This is a genomic window from Devosia sp. MC521 (assembly GCF_014127105.1).
Taxonomy (GTDB): Bacteria; Pseudomonadota; Alphaproteobacteria; order Rhizobiales; family Devosiaceae; genus Devosia.
In genome coordinates this window covers 3,077,569-3,095,824 of record NZ_CP059902.1, presented here as the reverse complement: position 1 = coordinate 3,095,824, position 18,256 = coordinate 3,077,569, and the positions used below count along the sequence as shown (strand labels likewise).

At 57.0% G+C, this 18,256-nt stretch carries 16 protein-coding genes; 13 read left to right on the top strand and 3 right to left on the bottom strand.

Annotated features, from left to right (window positions below; genetic code table 11):
- Positions 1–337 precede the first annotated feature (337 nt).
- From H4N61_RS14895 to H4N61_RS14845, 11 genes are all read left to right on the top strand, one after another.
- Positions 338–2,803 (top strand): acyl-CoA dehydrogenase, encoded by a 2,466-nt coding sequence (locus tag H4N61_RS14895; protein WP_182394382.1) that lies wholly within the window; start codon positions 338–340, stop codon positions 2,801–2,803.
- Positions 2,804–2,818: 15 nt separating this feature from the next.
- Positions 2,819–4,777, top strand: a complete 1,959-nt coding sequence (locus tag H4N61_RS14890) for a 3-hydroxyacyl-CoA dehydrogenase NAD-binding domain-containing protein (RefSeq protein WP_182394381.1) — start codon at positions 2,819–2,821, stop codon at positions 4,775–4,777.
- An 11-nt stretch (positions 4,778–4,788) separates the two neighbouring features.
- Entirely contained in the window at positions 4,789–6,072 is a 1,284-nt protein-coding gene (locus H4N61_RS14885) for an acetyl-CoA C-acetyltransferase (RefSeq protein ID WP_182394380.1), read from the top strand.
- A 441-nt stretch (positions 6,073–6,513) separates the two neighbouring features.
- Entirely contained in the window at positions 6,514–8,130 is a 1,617-nt protein-coding gene (locus H4N61_RS14880; RefSeq protein ID WP_248306528.1) for a peptide ABC transporter substrate-binding protein, read from the top strand.
- A gap of 100 nt (positions 8,131–8,230) precedes the next feature.
- A complete protein-coding gene (locus H4N61_RS14875) occupies positions 8,231–9,154 on the top strand; it encodes an ABC transporter permease subunit (protein ID WP_182394379.1) in 924 nt (307 codons plus the stop codon).
- Positions 9,154–10,071, top strand: a complete 918-nt coding sequence (locus H4N61_RS14870) for an ABC transporter permease subunit (RefSeq protein WP_182394378.1) — start codon at positions 9,154–9,156, stop codon at positions 10,069–10,071. The genes H4N61_RS14875 and H4N61_RS14870 overlap by 1 nt, the downstream gene beginning before the upstream one ends.
- 10 nt (positions 10,072–10,081) lie before the next feature.
- Positions 10,082–10,924 carry an ATP-binding cassette domain-containing protein gene (locus H4N61_RS14865; RefSeq protein ID WP_182394377.1) on the top strand — a complete coding sequence of 281 codons (843 nt, stop codon included), beginning with the start codon at positions 10,082–10,084 and terminating at the stop codon, positions 10,922–10,924.
- On the top strand, positions 10,921–11,787 hold the full coding sequence (locus H4N61_RS14860) for an ATP-binding cassette domain-containing protein (protein ID WP_182394376.1): 867 nt from the start codon (positions 10,921–10,923) through the stop codon (positions 11,785–11,787). Before H4N61_RS14865 ends, H4N61_RS14860 begins: the two co-directional genes overlap by 4 nt.
- 296 nt (positions 11,788–12,083) lie before the next feature.
- Complete coding sequence (gene ykgO, locus H4N61_RS14855) at positions 12,084–12,209, top strand: type B 50S ribosomal protein L36 (RefSeq protein WP_046105532.1); 126 nt, start codon at positions 12,084–12,086, stop codon at positions 12,207–12,209.
- A 151-nt stretch (positions 12,210–12,360) separates the two neighbouring features.
- On the top strand, positions 12,361–12,744 hold the full coding sequence (locus H4N61_RS14850) for a hypothetical protein (protein ID WP_182394375.1): 384 nt from the start codon (positions 12,361–12,363) through the stop codon (positions 12,742–12,744).
- A 106-nt stretch (positions 12,745–12,850) separates the two neighbouring features.
- Positions 12,851–13,543 carry an outer membrane beta-barrel protein gene (locus H4N61_RS14845; protein ID WP_182394374.1) on the top strand — a complete coding sequence of 231 codons (693 nt, stop codon included), beginning with the start codon at positions 12,851–12,853 and terminating at the stop codon, positions 13,541–13,543.
- 77 nt (positions 13,544–13,620) lie between these two features.
- On the opposite strand, the gene pyk is transcribed toward H4N61_RS14845, so the two are convergent.
- Together pyk and H4N61_RS14835 are read right to left on the bottom strand one after the other, a co-directional pair.
- On the bottom strand, positions 13,621–15,060 hold the full coding sequence (gene pyk, locus H4N61_RS14840; RefSeq protein ID WP_182394373.1) for a pyruvate kinase: 1,440 nt from the start codon (positions 15,058–15,060) through the stop codon (positions 13,621–13,623).
- Positions 15,057–15,602, bottom strand: a complete 546-nt coding sequence (locus H4N61_RS14835; RefSeq protein ID WP_182394372.1) for a DUF1036 domain-containing protein — start codon at positions 15,600–15,602, stop codon at positions 15,057–15,059. Before H4N61_RS14835 ends, pyk begins: the two co-directional genes overlap by 4 nt.
- Before the next feature lie 239 nt (positions 15,603–15,841).
- Here H4N61_RS14835 and H4N61_RS14830 point away from each other — a divergent pair, with 239 nt between their 5' ends.
- On the top strand, positions 15,842–16,105 hold the full coding sequence (locus H4N61_RS14830; protein WP_169195306.1) for a DUF2312 domain-containing protein: 264 nt from the start codon (positions 15,842–15,844) through the stop codon (positions 16,103–16,105).
- Between the two features lie 57 nt (positions 16,106–16,162).
- Here H4N61_RS14830 and H4N61_RS14825 read toward each other — a convergent pair whose 3' ends face one another.
- A complete protein-coding gene (locus tag H4N61_RS14825; protein ID WP_182394371.1) occupies positions 16,163–16,390 on the bottom strand; it encodes a flagellar basal body rod C-terminal domain-containing protein in 228 nt (75 codons plus the stop codon).
- Positions 16,391–16,660: 270 nt separating this feature from the next.
- Between H4N61_RS14825 and H4N61_RS14820 the strand changes: the two genes are divergently transcribed.
- Complete coding sequence (locus H4N61_RS14820; RefSeq protein ID WP_182394370.1) at positions 16,661–18,256, top strand: globin-coupled sensor protein; 1,596 nt, start codon at positions 16,661–16,663, stop codon at positions 18,254–18,256.

The window sequence follows — 18,256 nt, the reverse complement described above, 5'->3', positions numbered from 1 at the left end:
CTTGTCCCCCTCGCGTGTTGAATGAACTTTGTGTTCGGCTCTTTGGTCGATTTTTCCAACACGTATTGGAAACTATTCCACGGGTTTACGTTAGCGTCAATTGAGCGCTTGTGACTGCTCAGGGCACCAAATCAAGGTTTGCGTTACCACTGGCGATGAACCTATTGGTGTGTAAGTTGACGTATACGTAAACTTGGGTAAATTAAGTGGGCGTCGCGCTTGAGTTCTGAATAGGCCTTGGGTGCGCGCTGAGGAGTAGCCGCGGCAAGTATTCGCGGACGAGGAGACAGTGGCGATCCAAGCCTTCGGGTGTGGTGCGCTTGTGGAGGATAGGGGTATGACCCTGTTGCTGATCGTGATCAGTTTGATCGTTTTTGCCGCTTTGGCCGTGCGCGAAAGTGCGCTGTGGCAATGGGGAGCGGCAGTGGTGGTCATCGGCCTTGCCTCCGGTTTCCATTTTACAGCGGACGGGGCCAATTATGCTCTGGGCTTCGGGAGCTGGCTCCTGCTTGTTTTCGGCGCGCTGCTGTTGCTGCTGGCGATAAAGCCACTGCGCCTCGCGGTGCTGACGACGCCCGTTTATGGCGCTGTGAAATCCATTCTTCCCAAGGTGAGCCGCACTGAGCAGGAAGCGCTGGACGCGGGTACTGTCGGTTGGGATGCCGAGCTCTTTTCCGGGCGTCCGAACTGGGACAAACTGACCCAAATCCGCCCGCTGACCCTCTCGGCTGAAGAGCAAGCTTTTTTGGATGGCCCGACCGAGCAGGCATGCCAGATGCTCGACGATTGGGATATTCGCCATAACCGCGCGGACCTGTCGCCTGAGTTGTGGCAGTTCCTGCGCGACAAGGGATTTCTGGGCATGCTGATTGCCAAGGACCACGGTGGCCTTGGGTTTTCGGCGCAGGCACAGTCGATGATTGTGTCCAAGATTGCCAGCCGTTCGGTGGCGGCGGGGATCACCGTTATGGTGCCCAACTCGCTCGGACCAGGCGAGCTGCTGGAGAAATACGGCACACCGGCACAAAAGGAAAAATATCTCCATCGTCTGGCGATCGGTCAGGATGTGCCGTGCTTTGCGCTGACGGGCATTCACTCCGGCTCTGACGCCGGCGGTATGCGCGATATTGGTGTTGTGACCAAGGGCATGTGGAATGGCGAGGAGGTGCTGGGGGTCAAGCTGTCGTTCGACAAGCGCTATATTACGCTGGCCCCGGTGGCGACGCTGGTTGGTTTGGCGTTTCTTCTCAAAGATCCGGACAATCTGCTCGGCCGTGGTGCTGACGTTGGCATCACGTTGGCGCTGGTTCCGCGCGACCATCCGGGCCTTGATATTGGTCGTCGTCACTTCCCATCGCGCCAAGCCTTTATGAATGGTCCGGTGCGGGGCAAGGACATGTTCGTGCCACTCGATTATCTGATCGGTGGCGTGGATTATGCCGGTCAGGGTTGGCGCATGCTGATGGAGTGTCTCTCCACGGGCCGCGCGATTTCACTGCCTGCGATTGGCACGACATCGATCAAACAAACGCTGCGCACGACTTCTGCCTATGCGCGTATCCGTCGCCAGTTCGGCATCCCCGTTGGGATCATGGAAGGCGTGGCGGAGCCGCTCGGGGAGATGGTTAAGCGCGCCTATATGTATGAAGCGGCGCGGCGGTTGACGGCGTCGATGGTTGATGAAGGGCAGCGTCCGGCGGTTATCGCGGGGCTGCTCAAATATACAACCACGGAAGCCATGCGCGACAGCATGGACGAGGCTTTCGATATTCAAGGCGGGCGCGCCATTCAGGATGGTCCGAAGAATTATCTGTTTGGCGGGTATATGGCGATCCCGGTGGCGATCACCGTGGAAGGGGCCAATATTCTCACCCGTACGCTGATGACCTTTGCGCAGGGCGTGCTGCGGGCGCACCCTTATTTGCTCAAAGAAATTCAGGCGGTTCAGAACAAGGACCGCAAGGCGGGCCTCGACGCGTTCGATCTCGCGTTTGGTGGGCACACCAAATTTATGCTGCGCAATATTGTGGCGAGTTTCCTGCACGGGGTGAGCAATGGCGCTTTCGCCTCGTCTCCCAATGAAGGGCCGATGGCGGGGCATTATCGCAAGCTGCACCGCTATTCGCAGGCCTTTGCGCTGGTGGCGGATTGGACCACGGTGGTGCTCGGAGGTTCGCTCAAGCAGAAGCAGAAGATTTCGGGCCGCATGGCTGACCTATTGGGCGAGCTTTATCTGATGTCGGCAACGCTCAAGCGTTTTGACGAGGAAGCGCGCATTGAGGAAGATAAGGCACTGGTCGACAGCATCATCGCCGACCGCATTGCCAATATCGAAAAAACCTTCGGCGAGGTGTTCGACAATTTCCCGAACCCCGTCTTTGCTTGGGCGATGCGCATTCTCTGCTTCCCCTTCGGTCGCCATGCCAAACGCGCATCCGACAGGGCCAACTATCGCCTGGCTAAGGCTGTGTTGGTGCCGGGTGGGTTCCGCGATCGCCTGACGACGGGTGTTTATATCTCCAATGATCCTGACGATGTGACCGGGGTGTTGGAGGATGCGTTCAAGAAGGTCGTCGACGCCGAAGAGATCGAAACGCGCTTCATCAAGGCATCGCGTAAGGGTGTTATCGAGCGTCGTCTTGATCGTGATGCGATTGCTGATGCGGTGGCCGCTGGTGTGCTCAACGACAATGAGGCGGGCATCATGCGGGCGGCCGACGAGGCCACCGAGCGTGCCGTGCAGGTTGATGATTTTGCGATGACCGTGTTGGATAAGACCGCGCCACGATCGGCGGCGGAATAGGGATCGGAGGAAAGAATGGCAACTGCAATCGCAGAGACCAAGTTCTGGAATTTCACTATCGATCTCGAAAAGATTGGTTGGCTGACGATCAATACTCCAGACGCGCCGGTCAACACGCTGAGCCGTGCGGCGCTGATGGAATTGGAAACACTGGTTGCCCATTTTGAGGAGATGCAGACGACCGGCGAGTTGATGGGCGTTGTTCTGCTCTCCGGCAAAGACAGCGGCTTTATCGCGGGCGCTGATGTCGCCGAGTTTGATAGTCTGAGTGACTTCTCGGTTCTGCCAGACGCGCTGCGTCGCACCCACACCATCTTCCAGCGCTTGGAGAGCTTAAAGATTCCGGTTGTGGCCGGTATTCATGGGTTCTGCTTGGGCGGGGGGCTGGAGCTAGCACTGGCCTGCCACTACCGTATTGCCGTCAATGACGAGAAAACTCGTATTGGCTTCCCTGAGGTCAACCTTGGGATTTTCCCCGGGTTTGGCGGGACGGGACGCTCTATCCGTCAGGCCGGGCCGGTTGATGCTATGCAGATCATGCTGACGGGCAAGATGCTACGCGCCGGGGGGGCGCGTGGGCTCAACCTTGTCGATAAGCTGGTGCGGCATCGCGATATGCTGGCCTGGGAAGGCCGCAAGGCTGTGCTGCAAAAGCGCAAATCCGAGCAAGCCGCGCCGTATAAGAAGGCCATGGCTCTGCCCGGTGTTCGTGGATTTATCGCCAATAAGATGCGCGAGCAGGCGGCCAAAAAGGCGCCAAAGGCGAATTATCCGGCTCCCTATGCGCTCATCGATTTGTTCGAGGAGCATGGCAATGATTGGCGCGTGATGGCACGCGGCGAAATCGAAGCTATCACCCCACTGATGGGTGGCCCGACCGCGAGCAATTTGCGTCGTGTGTTCTTTCTCTCTGAAAAGCTCAAAAAGCAGGGATTGAAGGGCGCGAAATTTGCGCGTGTTCACGTCATCGGGGCAGGCGTCATGGGCGGCGATATTGCCGCGTGGTGCGCTTATCGCGGGATGAGTGTGACGCTTCAGGATCTCGATTTAGAGCGCATTCAGCCGGCGCTGGATCGGGCCAAGAAGCTCTTTAAAAAACGCTATAAGAAAAAACACGAGGTCGATGCGGCGATGCTGCGCCTCACGCCTGATCCGCATGGCACAGGAGTGCCGCGCGCCGATGTGATCATCGAGGCGGTGGTGGAAAAGCTTGAGGTCAAGCAGAGCATTTTCTCTGGCGTCGAAGGCAAGTTGAAACCGGGTGCGATCCTCGCGACGAACACCTCGTCGATTGAGCTTGAACGCATCGCCGAAGCGCTCAAGGACCCCAGCCGCTTGATCGGCTTGCACTTCTTTAATCCAGTGGCGCAACTGCCATTGGTTGAGGTGATCCGCTCGACCTTTAACGACGATGAAGCCATTGGTAAGGGCGCAGCTTTTGCGCTCGCTATCGGCAAATCGCCAGTGGTGGTGAAGTCTGCACCGGGCTTCCTCGTGAACCGTGTGCTCATGCCTTACATGCTGGGCGCTGTGGAGCGCGTTGAAGCGGGCGAAAGCAAGGAATTGCTCGACGCGGCAGCAGTTGCGTTTGGCATGCCGATGGGGCCGATCGAGTTGATGGATACGGTTGGGCTGGATGTGGGCAAGTCGGTTGCGACTGAGCTCGGGCATGCGGTGCCGGAAAACAGCATTTTTGCCACGCTGATTGCGCAAGGCAAGCTTGGGCGGAAGTCCGGAGAGGGCTTCTATTCGTGGAAGGACGGCAAGGCCGTGAAGGATGCAGCGCCAGAGCATCCTGATCTCGTCGGGCTGGGCCGCGAGCTGGTCAAGCCACTGGTTGATATGACCGAAGTTGTGGTCCGTGAAGGCGTGGTGGCCTCGCCTGAGCTGGCCGATATCGGTGTGATTTTCGGCACGGGTTTTGCGCCATTTCTGGGTGGGCCGATGAAGGCCCGTGCAGACGGCCGGGCGTGAGGGGGAAGACAATGACTGAAGTGAAACGCGTTGCCATTGTCGGTTCGGCCCGCATCCCGTTTGCACGCGGCGGTACGGCATATGTCGAGGAAAGCAACCTCTCGATGTTGGCGGGGACGCTGCGCGGGATTTCCGACAAATACGGGCTTAAGGGCGAAAAGATTGATGAGGTTATCGCCGGTGCAGTGATCAATCATTCGCGCGATTTCAATATCGCGCGAGAGGCCTTGCTCGACGCCGGGCTGTCGCCGCGCACGCCGGGAACGACCATGCAGATTGCCTGCGGTACCAGCTTGCAGGCGGCCTTGGTTCTGGCCGGCAAGATTGCTTCGGGGCAAATCGACAGCGGTATCGCGGCGGGCTCAGACTGCGTGTCAGACAGCCCAATTGTTTTCGGGCCGAAGTTTCAGCATCGCCTTCTCAATGTGAATGCTGGGAAAACTCCGGGCGACAAGTTCAAGGCGTTCAAAGGGTTTTCGTTTGGCGAGCTGACGCCGGTTGCGCCCTCGGTCAACGAACCGCGCACGGGCCTATCGATGGGTCAACATTGCGAGCTCATGGCGCGTGAATGGAACATTGCGCGGGCCGATCAGGATGCGCTGGCTGTCGCCAGCCATCGCAACGCCAGCGCTGCCTATGAAGAGGGCTTCCACGACGATCTCGTGGTGCAGCATGCGGGCCTTGTGCGGGACAATAACGTGCGGGCCGACGCCAATCTTGAAAAAATGGCGACGCTCAAACCGGCCTTTGACAAAACCTCTGGCTACGGCACGTTGACCGCGGGCAATTCGACCCCGCTCACCGATGGCGCGGCCAGCGTGCTTTTGGCGAGTGAAGACTGGGCTAAAGCGCGGGGTCTGCCGATTCTTGCTTATCTCACCACAGGGCGGGTGGCGGGCAATGACTTCGCCCATGGCGAAGGGCTGTTGATGGCACCGACGATTGCGGCGAGCGACATGCTCGATCGGGCGGGCCTGAGCTTTGCCGATATCGATTACTTCGAGCTGCATGAGGCGTTCGCAGCGCAGGTCTTGTGTACGCTTAAAGCTTGGAATGATCCCGAATATTGCCGGACAGTCCTTGGCCGTAACGACGTGCTTGGCCCGATTGATCGCGCAAAGATCAATGTGAAGGGCTCTAGTCTTGCCTATGGGCACCCATTTGCAGCGACGGGGGCGCGCATTCTGGGACTAACGGCAAAGCTGGTTTCGGGGCAGGCTGGTAAGAAAGCCTTGATCTCGGTGTGCACTGCCGGTGGCATGGGCGTGACTGCTCTGGTAGAGGGAGCGGCATGAGTGATAACGTCGTAAAATTCCGTCGCCCTGAGAAGAAGCCAGAACCAAAAGCGCCCAAGCCTAAACAGACTTGGCCGAGTTGGTTACCTTTCGCCGTGCTCCTTGCTGTGGCTGTAGTGATCTATCTTTTTCAAATGTGATGTCCGCTTAGACATGCTGGACAATAGCGGGCGCGCCTTGATTTATGAGGGTGCGCCCGCTTTGTATTCACAAACCAGTTTGCCGCGCGAAATCAGGCTGTTGTGGCACCACATAGTTCAAGCCTAACTGTTCGTATGAACAGATATTTCATAGTTGTTTTGAGTTCTGGCAAGTTTCACTTGTCAGTAGACGGATTTGCACGATACCGTCCAATGATCTTGGCAAAGGAACTGCCAAGCTGAGTTGAAGTTGGGCAATGAACAACTTCCCCCAAGGGATAATTATAGGAGATGGGACCATATGAAGTTCACGACAGCTTTTAAGGCAGTCGCGACCGCCGGCGTTATGGCGTTGTTGATGAGCACGGCAGCTTCTGCTGTGACACTGCAGTTGCACAACGGTGGTGATCCGGGAACTCTGGACCCGCATAAGGCGTCGGGCGACTGGGAAAACCGCGTTATCGGCGACTACATCGAAGGTCTGCTCACCGAAAGCCCAAGCGCTGAAGCTATTCCGGGCCAGGCCGAGTCCTGGGATATTTCGGAAGACGGCACAGTCTATACCTTCCACCTGCGTGACGGTATTGCTTGGTCGGACGGCACCCCAGTGACCGCTGGCGACTTCGTGTTCGCATTCCAGCGCTTGTTTGATCCAAAGACTGCTGCCGACTACGCGTATCTGCAGTTCCCGATCAAGAACGCTGAAAAGATCAACTCGGGCACAATCGCTGAGTTGAACGAACTTGGCGTCAAGGCAATCGACGACAAGACGCTCGAAATCACGCTGGAAGCTTCGACCCCATTCTTCCTTGAAGCGCTGACGCACTACACCGCTTACCCAGTGCCAAAGCACTTGGTTGAGAAGGTTGGCGACGATTGGACTAAGGTCGAAAACATCATCGGCAACGGCCCATACCTGATCAAGGAATGGCTGCCAGGTTCGTATGTTCGCTCTGAAAAGAACGCTGACTATTACGACGCTTCCAACGTGAAGATCGACGAAGTCTTCTACCACGTTCTGGAAGATCAGGCTGCAGCGCTCAACCGCTACCGCGCTGGCGAATTCGACATTCTGACCGACTTCCCATCTGACCAGTATCAGTGGCTGCAGGACAACATGCCTGGCCAGGCACACGTCACGCCATTCCTGGGCATCTATTACTACGTGCTGAACCAGGAAGAAGGCGAAGTTCTTTCCGACGTTCGCATCCGTGAAGCGCTTTCGACCACCGTCGTTCGCGACGTGATCGGGCCAGATATTCTGGGTACGGGCGAGCTGCCAGCTTATGGTTGGGTCCCACCGGGCACTTCCAACTATGTTGAAAATGCTTACCATCCAGCTTGGGCTGACACGCCATATGAAGAGCGCGTCGAAAAGGCCAAGGCACTGATGACTGAAGCCGGTTACGGCCCAGACAAGCCTCTGACCCTGCAGCTGCGTTACAACACCAACGACAACCACCAGCGTATCGCTGTGGCACTTGCTGCCATGTGGGAACCGTTGGGTGTGAAGATCGAGCTGTTCAACGCTGAAACCGCAGTGCACTACGACGCTCTGCGCGCAGGCGATTTCCAGGTTGGCCGCGCTGGCTGGCTGCTCGACTACAACGATCCATCCAACACGCTCGACCTTCTCAAGGACGGCGTTGATCAGGCCGGTACGATCAACTGGGGCAATAACTACGGTCGCTATTCGAACGACGAGTTCAATGCGCTGATGGTCCAGGCTTCGACCGAACTTGATCTGGTCAAGCGTGGCGAACTGCTCGCTGCAGCAGAAAAGATCGCCATGGATGAGTTCGCTGCAATCCCGATCTACTGGTACGTGTCTAAGGACGTCGTCTCGCCAAAGATTTCGGGCTTTGAAGCAAATCCGAAGAACATCTTCCGTACCCGCTGGCTGTCTAAGTCCGAGTAACCGAAGTTAAGTTTTTTGAGACCGTGGGGGCCAAAAGGCCCCCACGGCGCTTTTGTCCGGGAGAGGTGCTTCGCCTCTTCGGCCAAGGAGTTCGCTATAAATGCTGGCATATGCCTTTCGGCGTGTCTTGTCGGCGATCCCTATCGCTTTGATCGCTGTGACCGCCTGCTTCTTCATTCTCCGCCTAGCTCCCGGTGGTCCGTTCGACGGTGAGCGCGCGCTCCCGCCAACAGTGCTCGCCAATCTCAGAGCGCACTACAATCTCGATCAGCCGCTGATCGTTCAGTATTTCCTATATGTGTGGCGCTTGCTGCAGGGTGACCTTGGCCCATCGATGGTGATTGACGGGTTCAACGTTAGCGAACTCATCGCGATCGGCTTTCCATTCACCCTCACCATGGCGTTGTCGGCCTTTGTGATCGCGACGATTGTCGGGATGATCGCGGGCATGGTTGCTGCCGCTTATCAGAACAAGTGGCCCGACTATGTGTTGGTGCTGGGCGTGATGATCGGCGTGCTGATCCCGAACTTCCTGATGGCGGCACTGCTGCAGCTCTGGTTCGGCGTTTATCTGAAATGGGTGCCTGCGGGCGGTTGGGTCAGCGGCTCCTGGGTCCACTTGGTTCTGCCTGTCACCGTTTTGGCTTGGCCGCACGCTGGGCGTATCTCGCGCCTGATGCGCGGCTCAATGATTGAAACGCTCGGCACCAATTATGTCCGCACGGCACGTGCGAAAGGGCTTGGCGAGCGTCTGGTGCTGATGCGCCATGCGATCAAGCCGGCACTGCTGCCCGTCGTGTCCTATCTTGGACCTGGCCTTTCCTATCTCCTCACCGGCTCTCTCGCCGTGGAGCAGGTGTTCGGCCTGCCGGGTATCGGCAAATATTTCGTCACCGCCGCGCTCAACCGCGACTATGGCGTCGTTCTGGGGACCACCATCCTCTACATGTTCATTATTCTCGCGCTCAATCTGCTCGTGGACCTCGTCTACGCTTGGCTTGACCCAAGGGTGAGGTACCGCTGATGGCTGGTTTTACCGGTAAAGACCACGTTCTCACCGCCTATGCTGAAAAGCTGGCCACCGAAGCGCCAAAGGGTCGCTCGCTGGGGCAGGACGCGTTCAATCGCTTGAAAAAGAATAAGATGGCGGTGATCTCCATCTTCATTCTCGTAACAATTATCCTCGTCGCCTTCATCGGGCCGTATCTCGTGCCATGGAGCTATTCTCAGGTCGACTGGAGCAATATTCGCAAGCCGCCTGATTTTGACGCTGGCCACTATCTCGGCACAGACCAGAACGGGCGCGACATGCTCGCTCGTGTGCTTCAAGGCACGCAGATGAGCTTGGTCGTGGCCTTTGTTGCGACGCTGGTTTCGGTAACCATCGGTGTCGTCTACGGAGCCGTCGCCGGCTATTATGGTGGCCGCGTTGACGCCATCATGATGCGCTTTGTCGATATTATGTATGCGCTGCCTTACATCCTCTTCGTGATCATTTTGGTGGTGATGTTCGGTCGTAACCCGGTGCTGCTGTTTATTGGTATTGGTGCAATCGAATGGCTGACCATGGCGCGTATTGTGCGTGGGCAAACGCTCTCCATTAAGGAGAAAGAGTTTGTCGAGGCCGCGCGCGCTGGTGGGGTCAAGCCTTTCACCATCATCATGCGTCACATCGTACCGAACCTGACCGGTCCGGTTGTGATCTATGCGACGCTGACCATTCCAGAAATCATCATCGCGGAGAGCTTCCTCTCCTATCTCGGTCTGGGTGTGCAGGAACCGCAAACCTCACTCGGTACGCTGATCTCGGCTGGTGCGCCAGTTGCCGAAGTGATGCCGTGGTTGATGCTTGCGCCAGCCGCTGTGCTGATCACGCTGCTGTTCTGTCTCACCTATATCGGCGACGGTCTGCGCGACGCGCTCGACCCCAAGGACCGATAGGAGGCTGACCATGGCACTACTAGAAGTCAAAAACCTCAAGGTCGAGTTCGAGACCCCCGATGGCATCATCGAGGGCGTGCGGGACCTGTCCTATACGCTCGAGAAGGGCAAAACACTGGCCATCGTTGGCGAGTCGGGATCTGGCAAAACGCAGGGCGCTTTCGCCATTATGGGCCTATTGCCCAAAAATGGTGATGCGTCTGGTTCGGTGAAGTTTGATGGCAAGGAGATTCTCAATCTCCCCCGCAAGCAGCTCAACGAATATCGCGCCAAGCGTATTGGTATCATCTTCCAAGACCCGATGACGTCGCTGAACCCTTATCTGCGCATCTCGCGGCAGATGACTGAGGTTCTCCAGCTCCACAAGGGCATGAGCTATAATGCAGCGCTTGCGGAAAGCGTGCGCCTGCTTGAGGCGGTGCGGATTACCGATGCGAAGAATCGCATTCACCTGTATCCGCATGAGTTCTCGGGCGGCATGCGTCAGCGCGTGATGATCGCAATGTCGTTGCTGTGTAGCCCGGAATTGCTCATCGCAGACGAGCCCACAACAGCCCTCGACGTGACAGTTCAGGCTGAAATCATCGATCTTCTCGTGGATCTACAAGAGGATTTCGGGACGTCGATCATCCTGATTACCCACGATCTTGGGATTGTCGCGGGCACGTGTGAGGACACGCTGGTGATGTTTGGGGGTAAGGTGATGGAATATCGCAAGACCGCCGATATTTTCGCCAGTCCCGAGCATCCCTATACCAAGGGGCTGTTGGCGGCATTGCCGCGCTTGGACAAGCGAGTCGAACGTCTTTCCACCGTCTCCTATGACTTCATGACAGGGGCGCGCCAAGCATGAGTGACCGCGAACCAATTCTGAAAGTCCGCGATATCAGCGTGGACTTTAGTCTTCCGCCAAGCACGCTCTTCGGCAAGAAACGCGTCCTGCATGCGGTCAAGAATGTCTCGTTCGACCTCTATGCGGGCGAGACACTGGGTATTGTCGGCGAGTCGGGTTCTGGAAAGTCGACGCTCGCGCGAGCCGTGTCGCGGCTGGTGCAGGCAACCGGGGGCACATCGCACTATTTGGGTAAAGACATCCAGACCATGACCAGCAACGAGCTTCTGGCTCTGCGCAAGGACATTCAGATGGTGTTTCAGGACCCACTGGCGTCGCTGAACCCGCGTATGACGGCAGGGGCGATCATCGCCGAGCCGTTGCAGACCCATGAGCCGCGTGTGACCAAGGCCGAACGCACAGCACGCGTGATCCATATGATGGAGAAGGTTGGGCTGCAGGGCTCGATGATCAACAAATACCCGCACGAGTTCTCGGGCGGCCAATGTCAGCGTATCGGTATTGCGCGCGCCTTGATCACCAACCCCAAGCTGGTGGTGTGTGACGAGGCCGTATCAGCGCTCGACGTGTCGATCCGGGCGCAGGTGATCAACCTTCTCATGGACCTCCAGAAAGAGCTTGGCATCTCCATGCTCTTCATCTCCCACGACATCGCCGTGGTTCGGCACATCGCGCAGCGCGTGATGGTGCTCTATCTCGGGGAAGTGGTGGAAATTGGCGACGTGGCGCAGGTGGTGGAAGATCCACAGCATGCCTACACCAAGAAGCTGATCGCGGCCGTGCCGGTTCCAGATCCGGTTGTTGAGATGGAGCGGCGTGAAGAACGGCGTCGCCTCCGCAAGGCTGCGCAGTCGGCAGCGTAAAGCGTCCGGCAGGCTTAAATGGAGCGGGGGTGAGTCTCAGACTCGCCCCCGCTCCTTTGTAATTGATGTCTTGTTGACGCCGCGCACAGGGTCCCGATTGCCCGAAATGGCGCGAAATCCACGCCTCATGGCCTGTAATTGCTCGGGATTTCCACAGGACAGGGCCAGAATAGACAAGAGTCTAGAGTTTAGGATTTCTGCGCGTCTGCCGCGTTGACAGGCTCCGACGTATTCCCTATGAAGGGGCAAGTTTCCGGGCGCCTAGGCGCCTCTTTTGTTTGACCGAGGATACCAAGATGAAGATCCGCAACTCGCTCAAGGCGTTGATGACGCGCCATCGCGCGAATAAACTCGTCCGCCGTCGCGGCCGGGTTTACATCATTAACAAGGTGGACAAGCGCTTCAAGGCCCGTCAGGGCTAATACGCTTCCCAGCAAGAATTGCTTGACAAGGCCCGCATAAACATGCGGGCCTTGTTTTTTATTGGGCTGGTGAAGGTTGGGGGACCTGATGCCGCTATCGCACACGCTTACGGTGACTGTGGACAGGCCGTATCGCCAGGTTGATACGTTCATGTCTGACCCAAAGAACTTCGGCAAATGGGCCGCCGTGGTTCCCGGGACGTATAGAAAGCAAGAGGGTGGGGACTGGCTGGCCGAAGTGACCTTCGGCGGGGTGAGGCATATCCGCTCCGTTCCCGGCCTCGGAAACGGCATTTATGACCATGCGGTGTTCCGGCCCGGAGAGATACCGTTGTTTATGCCAATGCGCGCTATGCGCTATGGCGAAAAGACGGAGGTGCGGTTCACCTTCGTTCAGCGCTCCGACATGTCGGTTGATTCTTTTCACGACACTATCGCCTGTATTACCCGCGATCTGACGCGCCTTAAGGATGCGATTGAAGCGGACTACTATTCCACCGATCAAGTGAACAATGTTTTCGCCTTTAGAGCGTGAGTTTTAGCGTTCTCAAACTGCGCTCGCATGGGTTTGGGGTGAATATTTGCGCGTAACTGCATATTAACTATAAATGTTCATGCTCTTCGGAAATTCCGGAGGGGTTATGCTTAAGCTTTTAGGGTCGATTGTTTTAGTTTTTTCAGTAACGCCGGTTGTTGCTGCCGATTTGTATCTGCCAGATTTTGGCAATTCTGCGATTGCGTATGCTGGTCCGGCACATGACTGGACAGGGTTTTATGCTGGTGTGTACGGCTCCTACACGGGCGGCATAACCAGTACGACAAATACGAGTAGCGGTGTGGTGACAGACGTTACAATGCGCGGCGCAGGGCTCGGCGTCACTGTTGGTGCTAACTATCAATATGAGCAGCTGGTTTTTGGTGCTGAAGCTGATCTGGGCTGGTCCGGTGCTACCGGCACAACCGCATGCGTAATCCTGACGACTTCCGATTGCTCGGCAGATATTCGCTGGTCCGGGACGCTGCGGGCTCGCGCCGGTATCGCCCTAGACTCGGTGTTGCTGTTTGGTACAGCTGGTCTTGCCGTCGCTGAGGGCGTGGGTAAGACAACGCCAGCACTCACCGGTACCGATGGTATTTATTCTGCCGGATTTGTTGGCTGGACGGCAGGCGTTGGCGCCGAGGTCAAGGTGACCGAGGCGATTTCGCTCAAGGCCGAATATAATTATGTCGATTACGGCAAGAAGACCGCGCCGGTCGGCGCGCTGGGTAACGACCCCTATGACATTCACGCCAAGGCGCATGTCGGTAAGCTTGGGATCAACTACCACTTCTAATACGGGCTCCTTCCTGAGGCCCAAAGAAAAGCCCGCCGAAAGGCGGGCTTTTCATATTCATACTAGGCTTGCAGCGTTTAGCTGGAGCCAGCGCCATCCTGACGGACGAAGGCGATGCGCAGCATATTGGTGGCGCCAGGAGTGCCCAGTGGCACACCAGCGGTGATGGCAATGCGGTCGCCTGGGCGGGCAAAGCCTTCCTGGTAAGCGATGACGCAAGCGCGATCGACCATGTCTTCAAGGTTCACTGCGTCTTCAGTTTGAACGCAATGGATGCCCCAGACCACCGACAGGCGGCGATTGGTGCGAAGGTTTGGCGACAGTGCAATGATTGGCTTGGAGGGGCGCTCACGGGCTGCGCGGATCGCGGTCGAGCCGGATGCGGTGTAGGTGAGAATCGCGGCCAGATCGAGCGTTTCAGCAACCTGACGGGTTGCGGCGGAAATCGCATCGGCTGCAGTGGCTTCTGGCTCGGTCTGTGCGGCGCGGATAATGCCACGGTAGTTTGCATCGCTTTCAACGGCGATGGCCACCTTGTTCATGGTTGCCACAGCTTCGACCGGGTACTGGCCCGATGCGGATTCTGCCGAAAGCATGACAGCGTCAGCGCCTTCGAAGACTGCGATAGAGACGTCCGAAACTTCTGCGCGGGTCGGGACCGGTGCGGTGATCATCGATTCCAGCATCTGGGTAGCGACGACCACTGGCTTGCCGTAGCGACGGCACATGCGGATCATGCGCTTCTGCAGGCCCGGAACGGTTTCCAGCGGCAGTTCAACGCCGAGGTCGCCACGGGCAACCATGATGGCGTCAGACAGCTTGACGATGTCCTCAAGGCGCTCGATGGCCTGTGGCTTTTCGATCTTGGCCATAACGCCAGCACGACCCTGAACGATCTTGCGGACGTCGATAATATCTTCTGGGCGCTGAACGAAGGAGAGCGCGATCCAATCGACTTCAGCCTTCAGGGCTTCGAGAAGGTCAGCGTGATCTTTTTCGGTCAGTGCGCCGGTGGGGAGCAGGGTGTCCGGAAGGGACACGCCCTTCTTGTCCGAGAGCTTGCCGCCATAGACGACTTCAGTCTCAATGGCGCCGCCTCCGACTTTAGTAGCCTTGAGCTGCAGCTTGCCATCGTCTAGCAGGAGACGGTCGCCGACCGAGACGCTTTCGATGATTTCTGGATGCGGCAGGTAAACGCGCTGTTCGTTGCCCTGATCGTCATTTTGACTATCGAGCGTGAACTTTTGGCCTGCGACGAGATTGATAGAGCCCTGTGCGAACTTCCAGACGCGCAGCTTGGGGCCCTGCAAATCGGCGAGAATGCCGATTGGGTGCTTGAGACGCGCTTCGACATTGCGGATCCGCTTGACGGTCTGATGCAGAACCTCGTGGCTCGCATGGCTCATATTGATCCGGAAGACGTCGGCACCGGCCTTGGCCAGCTCCTCGATCATAGTCTCCTCGTGACTTGCTGGCCCGAGGGTTGCGAGGATCTTCGCGCGTCTGATCCGTCTCATTGCGTGTCCGTGTCTTCTGAAGTTAGAGGTGCGTCGGGGTCTACCAGAAAAGCTGGCTCTTCAAGATCTTCGCCCAAGTCCGGGCCGACAACGCTTGGTAGACCATCGCTTTCGGTCAATTGTAGCGTCCAGTCGGTACGGTTCTGCGTGTCAATTTCAAAGAACCCGGTGCGCTCATACCCGCGGGCGAGGCAATCCTCAACCCCGAATATCGTGAAGGTCTCGTCTCTGGTACACATGAAGACTTCGCCATCCCAAGATCCGCCGCCGACATCATCAACAGCGTAGAGATAGAAAAAGCGTTGTTGTAGGTTGCCTTGGTAGAGAACACGGCAGTCGCCAGGAGGGGCCTGCCACCAACCTTCACTCATCCAGCCACGCTCTGCACGATAGCCGAGCGAGACTGATATGAGGTTTCCAGTTTCGTTACAAATGCGGAGGTCTGCCTTGGCGGGCACAGCCAGGGCAAAAAAGCCACCAAAACTCGCAAGCAAAATTGCAGATCCGAGGCGGATGCGGCGCACGTGCGATCCCGAATTCATTGAAAAATGTACTACCGTTTTGACCCTAAGCGGAAGGTGAGGTCAACTGATAACGCTTGGATATGACGGAAACATGGAGTTGTTATCACAAGCGGTGGCGCGCTGTGTGAATCCGCGCACAAAGGGGTTGAACCCAAACCGCCCTTGGGGTTGATGGGGAACAAGACTATTTATTCATTTCTCCGAGTCAAAACAGGCGCCAAGCCGCCAGTTTCGGCAGCGATCTACAAGAGGTTATCATGGCCGTCGAAGACAGCGTCGCACAGGACCAGCTGCGTGCGTTCATCGAACGCATCGAGCGTATGGAAGAAGAAAAGGCGGCAATTGCCGCTGATATCAAGGAAATTTATGCCGAAGCCAAGGGCAATGGCTTTGACACCAAAATCCTGCGCAAGATCGTGACGATCCGTAAGCAGGATCACAATGAGCGCATGGAGCAGGAAGCGATTCTCGAGCTCTATATGAGCGCGCTGGGCATGGTGGACGCTCCATCCGACGACTAAGAGTTGTCCTGCCGTTAAACAAAACTCCCGCCCTGGTGCGGGAGTTTTTTTATGCGCCTAGGCCAAGATGTCGATCAGCGATTTTGTCATGTTTTGCGCGGCGTTAGCGACTTTGACATTGGCCTTGAAGTCGATTTCTGCGGTCATGGCGCTAATGAGTTCATTGCCGATGTCGACCTCGGCGTCGGGAATGCCACTGCGCGCAATCTGATTGGCACTGTGCTGAAGTTGGCTGGTCGCACGCGCCATGCCGCGGGTGGCAGTTGAGAGGGCGGAAATGGTCATCACGTTCCTCGCCGGGACAATGTCCCGAGTGTCTGCCCTAGGTCATGAACAATCCGCCAAACTTTCATTTCAAAGGTGATGATCTGTCAGAATAATGGGTAATGACAGTAGTTTCGCATAATCCGCTGTTTACTTTGATCGTATAGCGTACTGGCACGACTTGGTTTGTGGCGAATACGTGCGCATAGCTTAATTCATTGAAATATAAAGATCTTTGTCTTGCGCTGTGTGGGAGGGGCCACACGCATGTTGTCGTCGGGGAGGTACTATATGGAAATAAGCGCGCAGGACGCTCGTCTGCAATTTATTGGTTTAGCCCGCGATGAGGCCCGCACAATGGCGCCGATCTCGGACAAGGTGGAGGCATTGATCGCCAGTGCGCTCGCTGTGTTCTACGCAAGGCTCGATAATGAACCCGAGGTGGCTAAACTTTTCTCCTCCAAAGCGAGTGTAGAGCGCGCACAGGCGCGCCAAACTACGCATTGGCAAAGCCTGGCGCGCGGGCAGTTTGACGAAGCTTATTTTGCCAGAGGTAAGGTCATCGGGGATATCCATGCCAAGATTGGTTTGGAGCCAAGGTGGTACATGGGCGGATACGCCCTCATTCTGGAGCATTTGCTGATTGGATTGCTCGAAGAAGACGAGCCAAACTTTTGGCATAAGCGTGGCACTAGGCTGGCACAAAAGGGCGCCACGAGGGGCGCCATTGGGGCTTTTGCGAAAGCCATTGTCCTCGACATGGAAATTTCCGTCAGCACCTATTTCGATCAGATCAGCGCCGAGACGGCGCGGCTTAATGGTGCACTCGGCGATGTGGTGGCGAGCGCTACCAATGGGGTGTTCGATAAACGGATCGAGGCGAACTACGCCAATGATGATCTGAACCGCCTGGCTGAGCGCGTGAACGGGCTTATGGCGGTGATTGGCACCCAATTGGCCTCAAATGGCGCGGCCTTGGAAGCGCTCGCGCGGGCCGATTTGAGCCAAAGGCCGAATTATGCAGCGGAGGGTGCTTTCGCGCAGTTGCGGGACAACATCGACCATGTGGCTGTGAACCTGACCAGTATTGTCGATGAGCTACGCGAAAATTCGAGCCAGCTGAAATCAACCACTGCTGAACTGGTGAGCGGCACGAGCGACCTGTCGGCACGAACCACCCAGCAAAGTGCAGCCGTTGACGAGATTGCCACAACGATCGGCGGGGCCTTCGAGCGGTTGGACCAATGCGCGCAGCAGGCGGATCGGGCCGAGAGCAGGACGATTGGCGTGCTCAATGATGTCGCCAAAGCAGAAGCTGTGATGAGCCAAGCGACCGACGCCATGGTGGACATTGGCACAGCGTCCCGGCAGATCGGCTCCATTATTGATCTCATCGACACAATCGCCTTCCAGACCAATTTGCTGGCGCTCAATGCTTCGGTAGAGGCGGCGCGTGCGGGGGACGCAGGCAATGGCTTTGCTGTGGTTGCTCAGGAAGTTCGGCGATTGGCGCAATCGGCAGCGGAAGCATCCAAAAAAGTGGGGGGCCTTGTGGAGCAGTGCGCGAGCATTGTCGATCATGGGACTGGCGTCGTCGGCTCTGCTGCAGAGCAGCTTGGCACCATCGCCGATGGCGTGCGCAAGTCATCGCAGGACACGACCGCAATTGCTGTGGCGACGCGGGAGCTTTTGGGCACGCTGGGTGAAGTGAACCGCGCGGTGCAACAGATTGATCAGATGACCCAGCACAATGCGGCGCTGGTCGAGCAGACCAATGTCGCTTTGGAGCAGACTGAAGCGCGAGCCAAAGGCCTCGATGCCATTGTCGACGTGTTTAAGGTTGAAAGCGTGAAACACCCTGCGCGGGCGATGGTGGGCGGTTTCTAA